This is a genomic window from Leucobacter sp. CX169 (assembly GCF_017161405.1).
In the GTDB taxonomy this organism is placed as follows: domain Bacteria; phylum Actinomycetota; class Actinomycetes; order Actinomycetales; family Microbacteriaceae; genus Cx-87.
Genome location: NZ_CP071051.1, coordinates 2621354 through 2639686, shown reverse-complemented (window position 1 = coordinate 2639686; position 18333 = coordinate 2621354). Strand labels below are relative to the sequence as shown.

General features: G+C 63.7%; 19 protein-coding genes. 10 read left to right on the top strand and 9 right to left on the bottom strand.

Features of this window, described 5'->3' with window-relative positions:
• Positions 1–2 precede the first annotated feature (2 nt).
• The gene (locus tag JW030_RS12075; protein WP_188045582.1) at positions 3–1388 is read left to right on the top strand and encodes a S8/S53 family peptidase; all 1386 of its coding nucleotides are present in this window, start codon (positions 3–5) and stop codon (positions 1386–1388) included.
• A gap of 129 nt (positions 1389–1517) precedes the next feature.
• Here the strand turns inward: JW030_RS12075 and JW030_RS12070 are convergent, their stop codons facing one another.
• Positions 1518–1670 (bottom strand): hypothetical protein, encoded by a 153-nt coding sequence (locus JW030_RS12070; RefSeq protein WP_206348572.1) that lies wholly within the window; start codon positions 1668–1670, stop codon positions 1518–1520.
• A gap of 168 nt (positions 1671–1838) precedes the next feature.
• Here JW030_RS12070 and JW030_RS12065 point away from each other — a divergent pair, with 168 nt between their 5' ends.
• From JW030_RS12065 to JW030_RS12055, 3 genes are all read left to right on the top strand, one after another.
• A complete protein-coding gene (locus JW030_RS12065) occupies positions 1839–2189 on the top strand; it encodes a hypothetical protein (RefSeq protein WP_188045583.1) in 351 nt (116 codons plus the stop codon).
• 26 nt (positions 2190–2215) lie between these two features.
• Positions 2216–3640, top strand: a complete 1425-nt coding sequence (locus JW030_RS12060; RefSeq protein WP_188045584.1) for a S8 family serine peptidase — start codon at positions 2216–2218, stop codon at positions 3638–3640.
• A 639-nt stretch (positions 3641–4279) separates the two neighbouring features.
• Complete coding sequence (locus JW030_RS12055) at positions 4280–4960, top strand: hypothetical protein (protein WP_206348571.1); 681 nt, start codon at positions 4280–4282, stop codon at positions 4958–4960.
• Between the two features lie 171 nt (positions 4961–5131).
• Here JW030_RS12055 and JW030_RS12050 read toward each other — a convergent pair whose 3' ends face one another.
• The 8 genes from JW030_RS12050 to JW030_RS12015 all read right to left on the bottom strand — a co-directional run bounded on the left by JW030_RS12050 (position 5132) and on the right by JW030_RS12015 (position 10728).
• The gene (locus JW030_RS12050; protein ID WP_188045586.1) at positions 5132–5626 is read right to left on the bottom strand and encodes a hypothetical protein; all 495 of its coding nucleotides are present in this window, start codon (positions 5624–5626) and stop codon (positions 5132–5134) included.
• Positions 5627–5745: 119 nt separating this feature from the next.
• On the bottom strand, positions 5746–6039 hold the full coding sequence (locus JW030_RS12045; protein WP_188045587.1) for a WXG100 family type VII secretion target: 294 nt from the start codon (positions 6037–6039) through the stop codon (positions 5746–5748).
• Positions 6040–6048: 9 nt separating this feature from the next.
• Positions 6049–6453 (bottom strand): YbaB/EbfC family nucleoid-associated protein, encoded by a 405-nt coding sequence (locus tag JW030_RS12040; protein ID WP_188045588.1) that lies wholly within the window; start codon positions 6451–6453, stop codon positions 6049–6051.
• 21 nt (positions 6454–6474) lie between these two features.
• Positions 6475–7008: a hypothetical protein gene (locus JW030_RS12035; protein ID WP_188045589.1), complete on the bottom strand. Its 534-nt coding sequence runs from the start codon at positions 7006–7008 to the stop codon at positions 6475–6477.
• Positions 6974–8515 (bottom strand): hypothetical protein, encoded by a 1542-nt coding sequence (locus JW030_RS12030; RefSeq protein WP_188045590.1) that lies wholly within the window; start codon positions 8513–8515, stop codon positions 6974–6976. The genes JW030_RS12035 and JW030_RS12030 overlap by 35 nt, the downstream gene beginning before the upstream one ends.
• Positions 8512–8841 carry a hypothetical protein gene (locus JW030_RS12025; protein ID WP_188045591.1) on the bottom strand — a complete coding sequence of 110 codons (330 nt, stop codon included), beginning with the start codon at positions 8839–8841 and terminating at the stop codon, positions 8512–8514. Before JW030_RS12025 ends, JW030_RS12030 begins: the two co-directional genes overlap by 4 nt.
• Before the next feature lie 76 nt (positions 8842–8917).
• Entirely contained in the window at positions 8918–9391 is a 474-nt protein-coding gene (locus JW030_RS12020; RefSeq protein ID WP_188045592.1) for a hypothetical protein, read from the bottom strand.
• Positions 9388–10728, bottom strand: coding sequence for a hypothetical protein (locus JW030_RS12015; protein WP_188045593.1), 1341 nt, complete (start codon positions 10726–10728; stop codon positions 9388–9390). Before JW030_RS12015 ends, JW030_RS12020 begins: the two co-directional genes overlap by 4 nt.
• 259 nt (positions 10729–10987) lie before the next feature.
• Between JW030_RS12015 and JW030_RS12010 the strand changes: the two genes are divergently transcribed.
• The 6 genes from JW030_RS12010 to JW030_RS11985 all read left to right on the top strand — a co-directional run bounded on the left by JW030_RS12010 (position 10988) and on the right by JW030_RS11985 (position 18330).
• Positions 10988–11476 (top strand): hypothetical protein, encoded by a 489-nt coding sequence (locus JW030_RS12010; protein WP_206348570.1) that lies wholly within the window; start codon positions 10988–10990, stop codon positions 11474–11476.
• A gap of 395 nt (positions 11477–11871) precedes the next feature.
• Positions 11872–12393, top strand: a complete 522-nt coding sequence (locus JW030_RS12005) for a hypothetical protein (protein WP_188045595.1) — start codon at positions 11872–11874, stop codon at positions 12391–12393.
• 130 nt (positions 12394–12523) lie between these two features.
• A complete protein-coding gene (locus tag JW030_RS12000; protein WP_188045596.1) occupies positions 12524–12976 on the top strand; it encodes a hypothetical protein in 453 nt (150 codons plus the stop codon).
• The gene (locus JW030_RS11995) at positions 12964–13506 is read left to right on the top strand and encodes a hypothetical protein (RefSeq protein ID WP_206348569.1); all 543 of its coding nucleotides are present in this window, start codon (positions 12964–12966) and stop codon (positions 13504–13506) included. The genes JW030_RS12000 and JW030_RS11995 overlap by 13 nt, the downstream gene beginning before the upstream one ends.
• A 105-nt stretch (positions 13507–13611) precedes the next feature.
• Positions 13612–17595, top strand: a complete 3984-nt coding sequence (gene eccCa / locus JW030_RS11990) for a type VII secretion protein EccCa (protein ID WP_188045598.1) — start codon at positions 13612–13614, stop codon at positions 17593–17595.
• A gap of 96 nt (positions 17596–17691) precedes the next feature.
• Entirely contained in the window at positions 17692–18330 is a 639-nt protein-coding gene (locus JW030_RS11985; protein ID WP_188045599.1) for a hypothetical protein, read from the top strand.
• The last annotated feature ends 3 nt before the right edge of the window (positions 18331–18333 follow it).

Sequence of the window (18333 nt, the reverse complement as noted above, 5' to 3'; positions counted from 1 at the left end):
CGATGCTGGTCGCGCTCCTTGTTGCCGCGCCTGCTGCGGCGTCGGCGCTCACCGTTCGCACCGAACTTTCGCCTGACGAGCGCGCGGCAGGTCTTTGGTACGCCGATCGGATGAAGTTTGATCAGATTCGTGAGCAAGGCCTCACGGGTAAGGGCGTGACGATCGCAGTTGTCGATGACGCCATTAACCTCGACGCAGCAGAGCTTCGCGGGGCAGATATCGAAGTCCGCGGTCAGTATTGTGAGAATGCCGATACAGGAGAGTCGCTTCCCGCGATTTCTGATGACCTGAACCGCAGCCACGGAACAAGTGTGGTGGCAATGCTCGTGGGAAACGGCGTGGCTGCCGATGGAGGACCCGGCACGCTGGGTATTGTGCCCGACGCCAAGATTCTCTTTTACTCCGCCGACTCGAAGCAGGTAAATAAGAACGGCGTCACTGTATGTGAAGCAGTCGACCCAGACACCGGTGAACTCCAGAAGGATTTCACTGCGTTGCCAGATGATCCGATGGAGGCTCCCATTACCGTTGGGTCCGCGTTTGCGGTGAGCCGGGCGGTGGAAGATGGTGCTGACATCGTAAGTATTTCCAGCGTAGCTTCGATTTGGGAAGGTCCCGTCTGGGCTCTGGCCGAGGCGCAGGCGTTGCGAGCCGGGGTGCCGATCGTGGCAGGAACTTCGAATCCGCGGATGGGCCGTTCAGTGGAGGAAGCTATGCCGTACGCGCTGAACGGCGTCGTTGCGGTCGGCGGTGTCGACAACGATGGGAATGTAATCCGAGGTCAGAACACGTACGGTACCGACATCGAGGATGCTCCCGGGTCAAAAAACCTGGCATTTGCTGCGCCAGGGTATGAGATTCTGGCCCCTGCAGGGAACGAGAGCTGGGGGCCGTCGCTCGCTAGTGGCACCTCGCTCGCCACGCCCCTCGTCGCTGGAGTGATCGCGCTGGGGATCGAGAAGTATCCGGGCACAAGCGCGTTTCAGGTCCTGCAAGCGATGATCCGAACGACGGGCGGCGAAGGTATTTCTGAGCCCGAGTGGAACGGGCCAACGTATGGCTACGGCATTGTGAAGCCCGTCGCAATGCTCGCTGTCGATCCGTCCCAATTCCCTGACGAGAACCCGCTGTTTGTGACGAGCCTGACCGACCCGAGGTGCGGGAGCAACGCGAGCACCTTTGACGAATGTGCGTGGGCGATAATGATGCCGCTTCCGGACGAAGTGTGGCCGCCCAATGCGGTTCCAGGCTCCGTGGACACTCCGTCTGAGGGAACCGGGATCAACGCTGTGCTGCTTCTAGCCGCCGTGTTCATACTGCTGCTCCTTATCGCTGCCGTTGTGACAATCGTGATCGTACGATCCATCAGCCGTAGAGCCTCCAGATAGCGGCAGGTGCGCCGGATGCACAGGCCTGAGCCTGACGAAGCAGGTTGCGATCCGGACCATTGTCGCGCGGCCGGACAGTATACGTAGGCGTGCCTACGAGCGCGGCTAGCCTAGCGGGTTGGGAGCTTGTTATTCCGTTGTTTTCTCAGCCGCCGTGAGTGATTTGTAGCTGGACTTGGCGAGTGCGATGCCATACACCGCGATGAGCGTGCCCACGATAACGAGTATCGCGATGAGTGCCCAGGCGGGGCGTGCGCGGCTCGGTCGATGAGATACATGCATGTGTTCAATTGAGCAACGACGAGGAGACGCTTTCCCTCCGGAGAGACTGGGCGATAGACACGGACAACTGGCTCATTCCGAATCGACTAGGTCGCGATCCGGCTCGCAGTTACGTAGAGTGGATTCAGACGTAGATATGCACACTGGGGAACTGTAAGGACAAGCAGTATGGCTGAAGGCAAGAATCTGAAGGCGACAAGCATCGCTGCCGATGCAATCGGCAGCGTGATTACCTATGACGCTGGAGCTCCTTCGAACACAGAGATGTCTCAAGTGAGCGGGGTGAAGGAGGGCCCAGCAGCAGAATATGCTTTGAAGCTGGCTTCGATTGGTGGCAACCTCGAAGCCCAGTTCACGAAGCGAATTGCTGCTATTCAGGCTGATTTGAAGAGTTCTAAGTTCTCGATTGAGCAGATGCAAAGTGTCGATGAGGACATCGCTGTCATGCTGCGAGGCCTAGATTCCGGATCGGCGTCCGCAGAGGGAAGCGCCAGTGATCCCCAAAAGCAATGGGGATGAGGCTCCCTCGGGTCTTGGCTGTATCCGTGCTTGGCGCAGCGCTATTGATGGGCACGCCGCTGGCAGCAGGCGCAGTCCCCAACCGGGCAGTGCTTTCAGGTGATGAGCGCGCAGCAGGCCTTTGGTATGCCGATCGGATGAAGTTTGATCAGATTCGCGAGCAGGGACTGACGGGCAAGGGCATGACGATTGCGGTCATTGATTCCGCAATCAACTTGGAGGCCCCAGAGCTCCAAGGGGCTGACATTGAGGTGCGCGGACAGTTTTGCAAGAACAAGGAAACGGGTGAAGAACCTCCTGCGGTCAGCACGGACCTTGCGCGAAGCCACGGAACGGACGTCGTCTCCATGCTTGTCGGTAATGGCGTCGCTGGTGATGGCGGTGTTGGCACAAGAGGTATCGTCCCTGAGGCAAAGATCCTCTTCTACGCTGTTGGCCTCCCGATGGAAGCCCAAGCAAAGGATGGATCTACTGCGTGTGAGGCCTACAACCCGGTTACCGGCACTTTTGAATCCGATGACCCAAGAGAATCGAGCGATACGGCGGAATGGCCAATACTCGACCCTGATGCACTGGCAGCGCGGCAAGCGGTCGAAGACGGTGTGGATGTAATTAGCATTTCGCGAGCGGCATCCGTATTTACGTCCGGCTGGGAACTGGCTCAGATACATGCGATGCGTGCGGGCGTCCCAATTGTCGCCTCAACCCCGAACCCCACGGGCGAAGAGACGTATGAACTCAAACTCCCCTTCGGCATGAACGGAGTTGTCGCCGTGGGCGGGGTCGATGTTGAAGGCAACGTGATTCGTGGACTCAACATGTTTGGCGAGGTCGCAGACGCAGAGGGGTCTTCCAACCTGGCCGTGAGTGGACCAGCATTTGAACTGCTGAGCCCCTCGGGTTCAGAGGGCTGGGGCCCATCCTTGGCCAGTGGCACTTCCATCGCCACGCCGTTGATTGCAGGAACTATCGCATTGGGATTGGAAAAGTATCCGGAAGCAACGGCTTTTCAAGTACTGCAATCGTTAATTCGCAATACGGGCAAGGTTGTCGACGCTGAGCCAGTTTGGTCGGGGCGAGAATACGGCTATGGCATTGTGAATCCCGTTTCAATGCTCGCAGTTGATCCGACACAGTATCCGGATGAGAACCCGCTCTTTGTGGTGAGCCTTGATGACCCCCGCTGCGGCGTTAACCCGGCAGATTACGACGATTGCGATTGGGCCCTCATGCTTCCAACGGCCAAGGATGTCTGGCCGAAAGAATCCGGTGGAGGGAATAGCGGCGCAGAGGCTGAGAATCCGTTTGGCAGCGGTATTTTGATGGCAACGATGGTGGCTGGCGCGGTAGTTCTCCTCGCAGCTGGTGTGACTGTGCCTCTTATAGTGGCGCGATCAAAGAAGAAGCGAAAGAACTTAGGCGAGCCAAGTGCAACAAGCGTTGGGAGATAGACGATGAACGAGACAAACCCGGAACGGATCTTGGAACAGCTTGCATTCGGCAACGATTGGAAGCTTGACAATATCTCAAGGCTGATTTCTGCGGTGGACAGCGTCCAACAGAAACTCCAGAACCTCACTGAGGCTCTTCCGAGCCAGTGGCAGGGGGAAGCGGCTGACCTTGCCATCGCACGATATCGTGTCCACAACACAAATCTTGGAAAGTACCGAGATGCCCTATTCAAGATTCAATCTCTGGTCACAGGCATGGGGGAATCCTTTTGCGCGGCCACTTGCGCGAATACCACCCGAGCAACTGAGGCGCAGCGGTTGTTGAGCTCCTTGCCGAGTGGAATTGTTCCAAGTTGGGTGCATGACAAAGTGAACCAGGGCGCCTCAGTAGAGGTCGCAGGTTTTGGGAAAGTTGACCTCAATAGTGGAACTGAGTGGCTCAGCAATGCGTTCTCGAAAGAGCGAGCTGAAGCGGCCGAGCGTGCTGTCAAAGAGATGCAAGGCATCATCGCTGCAGAAGCCAGCCTGCTCAAAGTTGAGCTTACATATGACCCCCTGCCAGTAAACTTGAACACGGGGGAGACTGAAGAGGTTCCCCCATTCGTTACCTCGGGAAGTGGCGGGCCCACTGCAGGATCCGTGTATCCCGGATTCCCGGGTGGAACGGGTGGACTGTACTCGCCGAATCTCTCCGGTGGTTCCGTCTGGCCTGACGGCTCTGGCGGCAACGGCGACGGCTCTGGCGGCGGCAGTGGCTCGGGAAACGGGCCCGGCAGCGGTTCCGGAGGCGGCGAAGGCTCCGGCGGCAACGGTTCCGGCGGATCCGGCTCGGGCTCCGGCGGCAACGGCGGCGGGTCCGGTACGCGCGGACCGAGCGTCGATAGCAACCTCGACGGGAGCGCCGGCGGTGGCGGGCTGCGCCCCGCACTCGGTGCGGCGGGCCTTGGCGCTGTCGGCCTTGCGGCTGGCGCGAAGATCGCTTCCGGGTCCGGCTCAGGCCTCAGCGGCCTAGGTGGCGCATTCGGCGGTGCCGGTGGTGCCGGCGGCGTGGGTGCTGGCGGTGGCGGGCTGCGCGGCGCGGCAGCGGCAGCGGGCAACGGCGGGGCAGGATCCGGTGCCGCGGGAGCGAACGCCGCAGCCGGCGCGGCCAAGGGCGGTCGCCCGGGCGGCATGATGATGGGCGGCGGCGGAGCCGGCGGGTCGAACGACAAGAAGGGGAAGCGCGTGGGCCTCGGCTACATCGCGCCGACCCTCGAGGACGAGGGCGACGGGGGCCCGGCGGCGAACGCTTCGCGTGGCGGCAGCCGCGGCGGGAACTAGCAAGACTCAGGCCGGGTGCTCAGCGATGTGACTCGCTGTGCACCCGGTCCTTTGATTCTGGGCCCTTGGGTCCGATGAGCAGCAGACTTTAGATGCGAGCCAGTGAAACCCCCGCAGCGGGGCGGCGGCTCGGCGGAGAAGGCCCCGAAGCCACGGCAGTCGAGACTTGGGTTAGTTGTCAGCGTTGGGTGCGCAGCGAACGTTCATCTCAATCGAACCGGGATACCGCTCGGCCTGACTGAGGTCGGGCTCCTCCGTGGTCGCTTGGCCGACTACATCGGCTATCGCTACCTCGCCATGCGCGGCGGTGACGTGGTAACTCGTCGAACCGTCATCGAGTGCCGTTGATTCGACGGTCGCATCCTCCGAGTAAAAGAGGACAAGCTCCTTGTCCTGCTCCCATACGGTCACTTGCCCCGGGGTTCCCTCGAATATTGAAACGCTGTTCACTGGCTCTTCGGGAAAGCTGAGGCCGCTTGCGCCCAGATGGTTGCAGCGAAGCGTCCCGGGGGTGAACGACAAAGTTTGGGAACCGTCCTCCCTCTCGTAGCTAATAATGACGGCGTCGGAGGTCGATGCGCACGCGCTCAGTGCGCCAAGGACCGCACACGCGGCGAGGGCGGCCTGCATGATCCCGGAAACTGTGAAGTCGAATTGGCTACCCATCAACCTGATCCTAGGCATGCACCACTATCGACGCAACGACCGACGCCCGACACTTCGCTCTCTGGCACCGGCGGTGGGAACGAGCAATGCTCGGCTTTTCAACCGGAGATTGCAGTGAGCTACTGCCCACCAAGAGCTCGCGCCGCGGCACGGTCTACCCGGCCGTAGACATTCGAGAGCTCGGTCACGGCCTCAGCGATCTGGATGAGACGGGTGCGGTGTGCGTCGAGCTTCGCGCGGGCGAGCGTTTGCTTGCGGTCGAACGCCACCTGGGCGTCCCCTTCCCACGCCAGGCGCAGCGCATCGGCGTCATCCTGCATCTTTTCAAGGACGTCCCAGATCTCGGTAGCGGCCTTGGTCAACGCCTCGGCGGAGGCGCGCATGGCTGAGGGCGTGGTTTCCAGGCGGTCCATGTGTTGCTCCTAGCGGAAGGTGATCTGGTCGGTCGCCGGCCCGGGGAAGGCAGCTTCGGCCTCGCGTTCAAGCTGCTCGACCAGAGGGGAAGCCTCGCCGAGGGCGTCGCTGCTCAAACGCACGGCCACCATTGCAGCAGCACGCTGGGCCTGAGCGATTGTGCTGGTGATGAGCTTTGACAGGTCCGCCGGCGCAATCGAGGCTGCGCTCTCCCCGAGTGTGACCGACAGCACGCGTCCACTCGGAGCGGCGACCACCGCCACCTCCCCACGCGGCGAACGAGCCGTCTCTGTAGCGTTCTCGATCTGGTCGGCCAGGTGATCAATGTTCTCTTTGCGGGCCTGGGCCTCGGCGACCTGTGCGGCGACCCGCTGCCGGGTTGCTTCGATCGAGTCTAAGTTGATGTCATTCATTGCTGTGTCCTTCGCCGCTGGCTAACTGCCGGTGTCTGTGAGGTACTGCCGAAGCAGCGAAATTTTGCCCCGGATCAGGTCGTCCGCGGAGTCCGAGAAGCCAAACTGCTTTCCGGTGCCCCACTCGGTGAGGAGCTCCTGGCGTGCCTTCGCGACGCTGAGGTCGGTGAAGACATCGCTGTCGACGTTGAACCCCCCACTCGCATCAGAAAAAGTGAGCTCGAGGGTGTCTGCGCCGGGCTGGTCGATGAGCGGAACGATCAAACTAATCGTGTCGCGCAACTCGGGAGCAGTGATCTGGTCGTGATCGAGGTATACGTGGACGCCCACGTTGCGCGACAACCCATCGGTGCCCGAACCGACAGCCACTTCGACCACGCCAAGGTCGCTGCCCTTGAGCGCTGCAGGAATAGTTCCGGTGTAGCTTCCCATCTCAGGGGCAAGCACACCGCAGCCCACGAGCGCGAGCACGCCGCCGAGCGCGATGCCGATCTTGCCGAGTCCGAATCGTTTCGGCCGCTTAGCGCTGTTCGCTTGAGAAGACCTGGTGGTCAATGACCTCACCGCCCATCCATGAGTAGTCGCCCTGCACGAGACCCGGATTTCCATTCACCGAGTCCACGTAGTTCGAATTGTTGTGGGTATCGGACGGGTTCATCGAGCCACCAGGGTTGGGCAGGACTATTCGTTCCACGTTCGGCGGGGTGCCGGGAGCACCGCCGAGGTCGAGCCGAGCCACAGGATCGGCCGCGTGCTGGAAGGATACGACGGGAATATGCGGCGGGACATTGAAGGTGTCGATCGGCGAGCCATTCGTGACCACGCCGATCGGCCGATAAGGCAGGTCCGGGTTGCTTGCGAGGTTCGCGGCCATGATGCCTCCCTGACTGAAGCCCGTGAAGACAACCGGATCGCCCGGCGCCATTCCAGATTCCTTCATGGCCTGCATGACCATGCGTTCGTACTGCGTGCGGATCGCCGGATTATCGAGCATGAGCGCCAGGTTGTTCTTGCCGTCGTTCATGGCGCCGTCCCCGAACATGTCGACCCACTCTTGAGTGGAAGGTAACGAGACGACCCAGTGTTCGCTGCCATCGGCGGCGCGGACGAGCTTGATGTCCACCGCGGTCTGGCCGCTGCCACCCATGCCGTCGCTGGTCCCGTTAGTCGAGACGAGGTCGGCGAATGAGTCGAGCTGTTGTACCTCGTGCGCGTCGTTCCAGGCTTTGAGCTGCTTCTTGAGGTCCTCGTTGGTGGGGTCTGCCAAGAGCTGGCGTCGAAGCTCATCGATGTCGTAGCGTTCGACGTCGCCGATGTCAGTCATCGCGTCGCGGAGGACCCCGCCACCGGCTGTTCCGAGCACTCCGCCGAGCAGTCCGCCGCCGAGTGCGCCGAGCAGGCCCCCGACGAGTGGCATCATCTGTGCGATGGCCTCTCTCAGCTTGACGAGTGCCTCATCGATCACCGGACCGAGCTTGCTCAACAGCACAATGAGACGTTCGAAAGCGTCGAGCATCTGATTGATGAGCCGCTGACCTGCAGTGATCAGCTCGGTCGCTGCCGACACGAGCCGCTTGAGCTGTTTGACCTTGTCAAAGGGGTTGAGCGTGAACTCGAATAGCGCACCGATGAAGTCCGAGAGCTGCTGCAGAAAATCCGTGATGAAGCTGCGCACCCCAGTGACGATGCTCAGTGAGAGCCGGGCTGCCGCCGCGATCGCGTCAGCCCACTCGGCCGCGTCGCGCGCAACCGGCGCAAGGTCGGTGTACCGAAGCTCGAGCGTGCGAGCGAAGCGGCCCTCCAACTCGCCGAGCCCGCGCTGCACAGACTCAAGCTCGTCGGCGACTCCCATCAGCGTGGCGGTGACCTGCTGCCAAGAGGCCGCGGTCCCTTCGACCTCCCCCGGATCGCCCAGCAGCTCGTCAAACCACTGCGGAAGTGGCTGCACATAGGTGAGCGCCCAGCCCACGATGCCGGGCGCAACGACTGGTCCTGTGCCGTACAGCTGCGGTGCGCCACCGGTCCAGCTGCCGCCGCGAATTGCTGTGCAGGTGTCGCTCATTCGGCACCCTCCGCGCTGAAGGATTTGAAGGACTGAGCAGAGGCGTCTTCGCACTCGGCGAAGGCCGTGCGTGCTGCGGCAACCCCTTCGGCCATGCGGCTAGACAGTTCCGAGGCCTCGGCAACGAGCTCACTGGTGCGCTGTGCGATCTGGTTCATCGCCGAGGCGAGCCCCGAGTTCATGAGGCCAAAAGATGTGTCCGCCAGGGTCGCCCGCGCTGGGCCTACACCGCGCGAAAGAGCCTGAGCCACATTCTTGAGGGTCTGTTGTTGTATGTCGAGCACAGAATCATCGATGACGATTCGTTCAGCGGCGGATTCAACCATAAATCAGGCACTCCCCAGTGGCTTTGTCGCAAATGCGTGTCGCGTTCAGCCTATCTTCGGGCAGTACCGGCAGACCTTACGGAACCAGTTCCGGTCCGACCCGGTCGATAAATCGCACCTTCGCTTCGCCCAGAAGTGGCTCGGCGCCAACGCAATACGTGATCGCCATGCGGTCCGCGTGTGACGATTCAATGTCTGGACTGAAGCGCAACTTGATCGGCACCAGTCTGGCCAGAAACTCTTCCTTGGTTGAGAATTGTCTCCCAGCATCAGCCGACTTCCATGCTTCGAAGAGCTGGCTCACGGCCGACGCGTCGTTGCGAAGGCCAGCACGAAGCACTTCGTCAATCGTGGGCTGCACTCGGTCGAGGTTTTCAAGAACCACATCGATAGTCTCGACAAGTTTGTAATCGAGCTTGCCGGGTTCGTCTATTTCCAAGGTCACCGGAACGGTGTGGTGCTGAATCTGCATCGTGCTCTCGAATGATCCGCCCCCCATGCCGCCGCGAAGCGCAATAGGTCCAAGTACTCGGCTCACGAGGTCGCTCACCAGGTCACCTCCGAAACCCCGAACTCAGCATCATGAATTTGCTTGACGGTGGCCGCCGCGTTTGCTTCGGTTTGAAAGAAGTCCGCAACCGTCGCATCGAAGAGTGCAGCCCCGCGAGCGTATTCTTCTGTCGAACGCGTGAGGCAACCGCTCAGGCGACTGAACAGCATTGAGGATCCGCTGAAGGTACCGTCGACAGAAATGCCAATCGAGGAAGGACGTGCTGAAGGGTTTGAGCCTGGTGCCACGCCAAGCTCGGACCCTGCTTCGGCCATGGAATCGTGAACGCGCGTCATATTCTGCTTGATCAAAGAGGTTGACGTCGGATCCATCACGATGGTGCCGTCGGCCAGTGGGTAGTCGGCGAGCCCAAAGTAGTCGAGATCGTAATCGGCTCGGTTCGAGTAGATTTCGTCGTCCATCTGGGAGAGCATCAGGTTGAGTTTCTCGTCCTGGTCCGTGATGGTGTCGCTCAGGCCTTCGAGCGCATTGCTGAGCGACTCCAGAATGCTGTCATAGCTACTGCCACTGACCGCAACAGAGCGGTCGATCCCTGCAAGGGCGACCGAGGCGGCGCCGCCGACGGAACCAAGCACGCCAGAAGCGGAGGCGGCCGCGGCGGCGATCGCCGTCACACCCGTCGCTGCGAGCGCCGCACCTGCGGTCACGACGGCGGCAACGCCAGAAGCCACCGCTCCGACAACCGCCAGTGTGGCTTTGTCATTGGCGACCGCGGTGTCATTCGCGACCTGAGCCCATGCACTCTCGGCTTGCGCACAGAGTCTTGCGACATCGTCACGTGCTGCTGGCCAGAGCGCCTCTTCGGCAGCATAGCTCGCCGCGAGAATCACGCAACCGTCGCCGATTCCATGGACGACCTTCAACAGTTGCGAGCAGTACTTATCGACGAACGGCGCAACGAACATCCCCTTCAAATTGCCAGACGCCACGCTTGCAACCTGGGCGCGGGAGTTCTCGAGGTCCGGGCTATTCTCTCGGGAGTTGCCCAGAACCCCACTCGCTTCATTCGCTGAGTTCTTGTAAGAAACGACCCCGGTACCGGCTGGCAACGAAAGCCACGGATCCACAACGCTGTCGACGGCAGCACGAACATTGTTCATGGCGTCTTCGCAGTTGACCCCATCGCCATAGCCGACGCTTTTCCCGCCGCCGATACCATTTGCATCTGGCCGGTGGTATTGGAATGGGGCCCAGCCCCACTTGGCGTACGTGTGATCGGCGCCGCCCGGCGGCGTGAAGCCTTGATCCGCCATCCAACAGTCGATCGCTGCTCGATACATCTTGCCCTTGAAAGCAGACAATTCTTCGTAGGTCATAGTCATTTCGTCTCCCACCTGTAGCCTCGCTACTGCAAGTCTTCGGTCGTCAATGTAGAAACCCCCGGGTTCATGCAAGAGACTAACTTAGACTCCAAGATCAACCACACGGAGTTCGCTGCATGAAGATTCGCACCTAGCCGAACCGTGTCTGCTCGAACGAATGTAAATGGCAAAGCTACGAGGGAAAATGTCTGAAGAGTTGCCTGACGCTAGTGATGCACGGTCAGTAAGTCCATGGTGGGGGGTCGCGGCCGTCGTGATCGCTGCGGTGCCGTTCGCGGTGTACCCGAGCCTGGTGCGGCTGCCGTTCGTCATCGTCGCCCTCGCGATGGGCGCGTGGGCCTTGGTCGCTGCGTTGAGAGCACGGTCACGGCCGACCCGCCGCCGCGCGTCTGCGGTCCTGGCAGTAGTTGCTCTTGTTGGCGCGGCTGTGATGGTAGTTGCCACCATCACAGGCATTGTTGCCGAGCGCGAACGGCCCCGCCTGGTTTCGATTGAGGCGGCGGGCGCCGACATTATGCAGGTCGACTTTGAGTCAGGTGCAGAGAGGTATTCCGAGACCTGGGGCTCGGGCGACCGGCAGTCTTTCGTTGCCTCAGGAACCGACACAACCGTGCACGTGACAGCAATGATTGGGCACGATGGACCCCTTACCTGCACAATTTACATTGACAACGAACCGGTGGTGAGTGAAAGCTCTTCTACCGACGAAGTCAGCTGCACCTACGTGTACCCGTGGCTGTAACACGGTCAACCCCTGGTAGTGGTGTGACGGATTCGCTCGAGCGCTGAGTTCGAGATCGTGCTGGCGGGTCGCCGCGATGCCGGTGGCTTGAATCTGTCGCCGCATGTTCGACGTGATCGTCACAAGGGTGATTGCTCCAGCGACACAGACAATCACAAGTGGCATTCCGGCCCAGAGCACTGCCGTGGAACGCGTCGCGATCGCTGCGACAATCATGACGAGCGCAACAGCCGATGTTACGGCCAGGCTGCCAATCGCCGTCGCTCGAGCGCGATTGCGGTAGGTCGAGACGACCATGTAATAGCCAGAGACGGTGAGGTGGTCGGCCCCTAAGGTAGTCAGCATAGAGAAGGCCACAAGATCTGGTTCGTGGCGGCGCAGAAATGGAGCTTGATGTGAACCCCGACCCCAATCTGTCTCGTGAGAAGCGGGTGCTGGAACTCTGCAGCGTCTTTTCGTGGGTGCTGCTCGCCCTCGCAGCCTTCGCGTTTGGCGGGTACCTCGTGTTCTCTGGCCTGTATGGCACGGCGGCCAGCGCAAGGGTGCCGATCATAATCGGGTACGTCGGCGTGCTTGCTGCCGCGACGCTGCAGGTCGTGTTTGCGGCCCAGGCGAGCAGACGGTTTCCGCTCGTGCGAGGTCTTCGGTTGAAGGCCATCGTTGGTGTCGCCGCACCGGGTGTCTTTGGATTCATTGTTGCGGCGGTGTCGTCGCTCGCCGTTCAACTGTTCACCGCAGAGCGGGACGCGATCGGAGCCAACCTGCTCTTTGGTGTCACGGTTCTGGTCTGTGCGCCTCTCGTCGGGTTCATGTTTGAGGCCGGGCGAAAACTCGCGCTCGCCGAGCAGAAGTTCGGGCCTGCGGGGGCGGTGCAGTTGTACGACTATCAGGCTGCGCTTGCGCAACAAGACCGTTGACAAGCTCGAGCTCGTTACCGGGAGAGGTTCGAGCGATGGAAAATCACCAAGCGGAACTCGGCGGCCAAGCAGGCAGCGTCGTGCTCCGCATCGGTGCCGGTCGCGGAACGGGCCAGATAAAGTTTCGATCATGAACAAGGCAACCGTGGCAGGTATCGCGCTGGGTGCAGCCCTCACCCTCGTCGGATGTGCGGCGCCGGCATCGACGGTGTCGATCACCTACGACGACGGCGCTGAACGAACCGTGACTGGGTCCTTCGACGAGTTCGATTGCACCGAGGTCAAGGCGAATGGCACCGCAATTGAGCCTCTCCACGCGTCGCTCTATGTGAACTTTGATTCAGATCGAAATGACCACCATGCGAGTGCCTCGGTGTACGACAAAGTCTTAGTTCAGTTCAACGCTGACGAGGTGAATACTGCGCGGGAAGGCGACCGGCTCAGTGTGACGGGTGAAGGAACTGTGCAGATCACGGAACGTGTCCCGGCGTCCGAGAATCCCGCGCCCGGCGAGGGCTTCGACGTTGACAACGCCCGCGAGACCACTGGAACGCTGAAGGCGGAACTGACGTGCACAAACTGAGACGCAGGCTTACCGAAACGGTCGCCGCCGCTGGACTTGGGCTCCTTCTGCTATCCGGATGCTCTTCGGTCCCCGCGGCTTCGCCGGACGCCCAAGAGGAGACGCCTCAGGCAACAGCAGCTCCCCTCGCCGAGCCCTCAATCGAGATCACCCACGAACTCGATGGCAAATCGACGACCGCGCGAGCAGCGCTTGGCACCTCCAGCTGTTCGTCACACATGTTCTCCGCGATGTCCGAGGACGGCCACGGTGCTTCCGCAATATTCTCCGTTACTGAGGCGGGAGAGTCTGGCCAGATCCAGGCAAGCATTGTCGGTGATTCCTTGCTGGTATTCCAAGGAAAGGGCGCTCCCGTATTCAGGACCGGCGCCGACCAAACCAAGCGCGCATCGGTCGTCGGCCTTTCTGGCACGGCAACAGTCGTCGAGATTCCAGCCGGTACTGCACCGGCCATCGGCGAAGTTGACCTCTCAACCGGCACCACGCTGCGCGCGACCCTCACCGCAACTCTCGCCTGCACCCCGGACTGACTGACTCTGGCGACGCCGACCCGAGCGGCTGAACGGTTTTCGCGGCCGCATTAGGATTGACCTACGTCAGCGCCGCACCAACGAGCGCGAGAGGGAGTCACATCGATGAGTAGTCGTCTTGCGCCACCTCGCGTGCCCTCGGGCAACGTCGCCGTTCAGGCGCCGCCCGAGATCGAGGCGGCAGACGGCGGCAGCAGCATGCTCACCTCGATGCTGCCCATGCTCGGCAGCGTCGGCGCCATCATCATGGTCTCGGTCAGCAACGCCGGCCCCACGGGCTGGCTGACCGGCGGCATGTTCCTCGTCTCGGCGCTCGGCTTCGTCTTCGTGAACGGCTGGCGCCAGCGCGCCCAGCGCCAGGCCACCATTCTCGGCAACCGCCGCGAGTACCTCGCGTACCTGACCGAGCTGCGACAGACCGTGCGCACCGCGGCCAAGGCCCAGCGCCGCGAGCGCAACTGGCGCTACCCCGCCCCCGAAACCCTGAGCTACCTCGTCGAGGACGGCACGCGCGTCTGGGAGCGCGACGTCTCGGACGACGACCACCTGACGGTCCGCATCGGCACGAGCGAGCAGCCGCTGTGCCTGCGCCTCGAGGCGCCCGAGCTGCCGCCCATCGCCCAGCTCGACCCGGTCGCGACGACCGCCGCGCACCGCTTCATCGCCACCCACGAGAACCAGCCCGAACTGCCGACGTTCCTGCGCCTCTCGAGCCACACGAGCGTGCAGATCGTCGGCGACGACCTCGAGCACATTCGCGGACTGGCCCGCAGCCTCGTCACCCACCTCGCGACGATGCAGAGCCCCGAAGAACTGCTGATCGTCGTGGCCGCGAGCCCCGACTCGCTGCCTCACTGGGAGTGGGCGAAGTGGCTGCCGCACGCGCAGTCGCCGCGCCTGCGCGACTCGCTCGGCCCCGCCCGCATGATCGGCTCGGACACGGCGACCCTGCTCGGCATGCTGCCCGCCAGCCTGCGTGAGCGCCCCCGCTTCGTACTGGGAGCCCCCGTCACCGCCCCGCACGTGCTCGTCATCGTGGACGGCGCGAAGGTCTCTCCCACCGATCCTGTGTTTGCGGGCGGCCTGCAGGGCGTGACCGTGCTCGACCTTCCGTCGAGCTGGGACGACAACGACGACCCCTCGGTCGTGCGCATCTCGCTCGGCGCCGGCACCGCGGAGGTCGCCGAGGGCTCTCGCCACCAGCAGACCATCACCCCGGATCACATGACCGTCGTCGAGGCCGAGGCCGTCGCCCGCCGCCTCGCGCCGCTGCACCGCGAGGTCGGCGGTAACGGCCCCGTCAGCCGCGCGAGCAACAAGCAGATGGAGCTCACCGAGCTGCTCGGCCTGCCCGACGTGCGCGACCTCGACTTCACACAGCAGTGGCGCTATCTGCCCGAGCGCGACCGCCTGCGCGTGCCGATCGGTCAAGACACGAACGGCGCCCCGCTGATCCTGGACTTGAAAGAGTCGGCTTCGCAGGGAATGGGCCCCCACGGCCTCATCATCGGCGCGACCGGCTCGGGCAAGTCCGAGGTGCTGCGCACCCTCGTGCTCTCTCTCGCCCTCACCCACTCGCCCGAGCAGCTGAACTTCGTGCTCGTCGACTTCAAGGGCGGTGCGACGTTCGCCGGCATGGCCGATATGCCCCACGTCTCGGCGATCATCACCAACCTCGGCGACGAGATCAGCCTCGTCGACCGCATGCAGGACGCCCTGCAGGGCGAGATGGTGCGCCGCCAGGAGCTGCTGCGCTCGGCCGGCAACTTCGTCAACGTCGGCGAATACGAGAAGGCCCGCCGCGGCGGCCGCACCGACCTCGCACCGCTGCCCGCGCTGCTGATCGTCGCCGACGAGTTCTCCGAGCTCTTGAGCGCGAAGCCCGAGTTCGTCGAGTCGTTCGTCGCCATCGGCCGCCTCGGCCGCTCGCTGCACGTCCACCTGCTGCTCGCGTCACAGCGCCTCGAAGAGTCGCGCCTCAAGGGCCTCGACACGCACCTCTCGTACCGGATCGGCCTGCGCACCTTCTCCGCCGCCGAGTCGCGCACCGTCATCGGCGTGCCTGACGCGTACCACCTGCCTCAAGAGCCCGGTGGCGGCCTGCTCAAGGTCGGCAGCGACGAAAACCTCACGCAGTTCCGCGCCGCCTACGTCTCGGGTCCGCCGCCCGCACGACGTGCAGTCACCGCAGGATCCGGCGCCTCCGGCGCACTCGCCGCCACCAGGATCACGCAGTTCACCGCGGCGCCGCAGGGCCTCACTGATCCTGAAGAAGAGGGCGCAGCAGCGTCGGCCGCCGCGGAACGTGGTGCCGCAGAGGCCGCCGCGCAGCAGCCGGAAGAGAAGCGCAGCGTCTTCGAGCTCGCCGTGTCAAGCATGTCTGGCCTCGGCCCCGCCGCCCACCAGGTGTGGCTGCCGCCGCTCGAGACGCCCGCGACCCTCGACCAGCTGCTCGGCGAGCTCAGCGTCAGCTACGACCTCGGACTGCACGCGCCGCGCTGGCGCGCGCACCGCCGCCTCACCGTGCCCATCGGCATGGTTGACGTCCCGGCGCAGCAGCGCCGCGACCTGCTCACCCTCGACCTCTCGGGTGCGGCCGGCCACGTCGCGATCGTCGGCGCTCCGCTCGCGGGCAAGAGCACGGCCGCGCGCACGCTCGTCGCCGCGCTCGCGCTGACGCACACCCCGCACGAGGTGCAGGTCTTCGCGATCGACTTCGGCGGCAGCTTTGCTGGTCTGCGCAACCTGCCGCACCTCGCGGGCCTCGCGACCCGCGGCGAGCCCGAGGTCATTCGCCGCACCGTCGCCGAGATCACCTCGCTGCTCAACGCGCGAGAGGCGTACTTCCGTGAGCAGGGCATCGACTCGATCGACACGTACCGCACCCGTCGCGCGCAGGGCGTCGTCGACGACGGCTACGGCGACTTTTTCCTCGTCGTCGACGGCTGGGCCACGATGCGGGCGGACTACGAGAGCCTCGAGGTTGCGGTGCAAGAGATCGCGGCCCGGGGCCTGAGCTTCGGCATTCACGTGATCATCACCGCGAACCGCTGGCTCGAGATTCGCCCCGCGATGAAGGACCTCATGGGCGGCAAGATCGAGCTGCGCCTCGGCGACGCCGGCGACTCCGAGATCGGCCGCAAGGCCGCCGGCAACGTCAGCTCCCTGCCCGGCCGCGGCCTTGACCCGAGCGGCCTGCAGATGCTCACCGCCCTGCCCCGCATCGACGGCGAAACCACGCCCGAGACCCTGGTCGACGGCGTCGACGACCTCGTCGAAAAGGTCATCAGCGCGTGGCAGCGCGAGCCCGGCCCCAAGCTGCGCCTCCTGCCCCAGGTGCTGCCGCTCGCCGAGCTGCAGGCACACCCCGCCGCCAACCCGAAGCAGCTGCTGCTCGGCCTTGACGAGGCAGAGCTCGCGCCCGTCGGCATTGACCCGACGCTCGAACAGCACCTCTTCCTCTACGGCGACTCCGGCTCGGGAAAGTCCTCGATGCTGCGCGGCCTCGTCCACGAGATCACGCGCCGCTACGAGCCAGGCCAGGCCCGCATCTTCATGCTCGACTACCGTCGCGCGCACCTCGGCGAGATCCCGGAAGACTACCTCGGCGCGTACGTGACGAGCGCGGAACAGGCGAGTGGCGCGATCGCGCAGCTTGTCGAGTTCTTCCGCGGACGCCTGCCCGGCCCGAACGTCACCGCCGCCGAGCTGCGCAACCGCAGCTGGTGGAAGGGGGCCGAGGGCTTCGTGCTGATCGACGACTACGACCTCGTCGCGAACCAGCAGGGCAACCCGGCGGCGCCCCTCGCGCAGCTGCTCGCGCAGGCGAGCGACGTCGGCCTGCACGTCATCGTCACGCGCCGCACGGGTGGGGCGTCGCGCGCGGCGTACGACCCGATCCTGCAGGGCATGACCGACCTCGGCGTCACCGGGATCCTGCTCAGCGGCAGCCCGGAAGAGGGCCAGCTGATCGCGAAGGTCAAGGCGATGCCGAGTGCGCCCGGTCGTGCGCAGGTCGTCTCGCGCGCTCGCGGGCACCAGATTGCGCAGCTCGCGTACGTGCCGACGGCGCACGAGAGCGGGCTCTGACCGCGTCCGGACCGGGGAGTATCGCCCCGGCCAGGCGTCGGCCCTGCCCGATAGACTCCTCATAGGCCACACAACCACCGGCGGGAGGAGCCCATCATGATGGACTGGATCCAGGGGCTGCTTAATGGCTCGGTCGTGTCGGGTGGTGTCTTCCTGCTGATCGGCATCGCCGGCGCCGTGCTGCTGCTTATTTCGCTGCTGCTCGACGGCATCTTTGAGGCCTTTGACTTCGGCGACGGGCCGCTGAGCCTCACCACCATCTCGGCATTCACTGCGATCTTCGGCTTCAGTGCCTTCGCGCTGGTCGGTGCCGGGGTCGCGCCCCCGCTCGCCGGCACGCTCGGCGCGGTCGCCGGCATGATCGGCGGCGGGCTCGCCTGGTGGCTGTCGCGCTTCGTGCGCAGCGCCGAGTCGTCGACCGCCGTGTCGAGCGGCGAGCTCGCGGGGCTCGAGGCCTCGGTCGTGCTCGCCATCCCCGGCGGCAGCCGCTTCGGCGAGATCGCCCTCACCCGCCACGGCGAGCGCGTCTCGCTGTCGGCGTGCGCCGAGCTGCCGCTCGAACGCGGCGCCCGCGTGCGCATCGTCGAGTCCCTGACGCCGACCTCGGTGCTGGTCGAGCCGCTGGTGGCCGCCCCGCTCGAACAGGATCCCGCCGCCGGCGCGGATCCTGCCGCCAGCGAGGCCGAGAGTGCCGACCCGGCCGACCCCACAGACCCCCACCCCGAAAGGAACTAATAC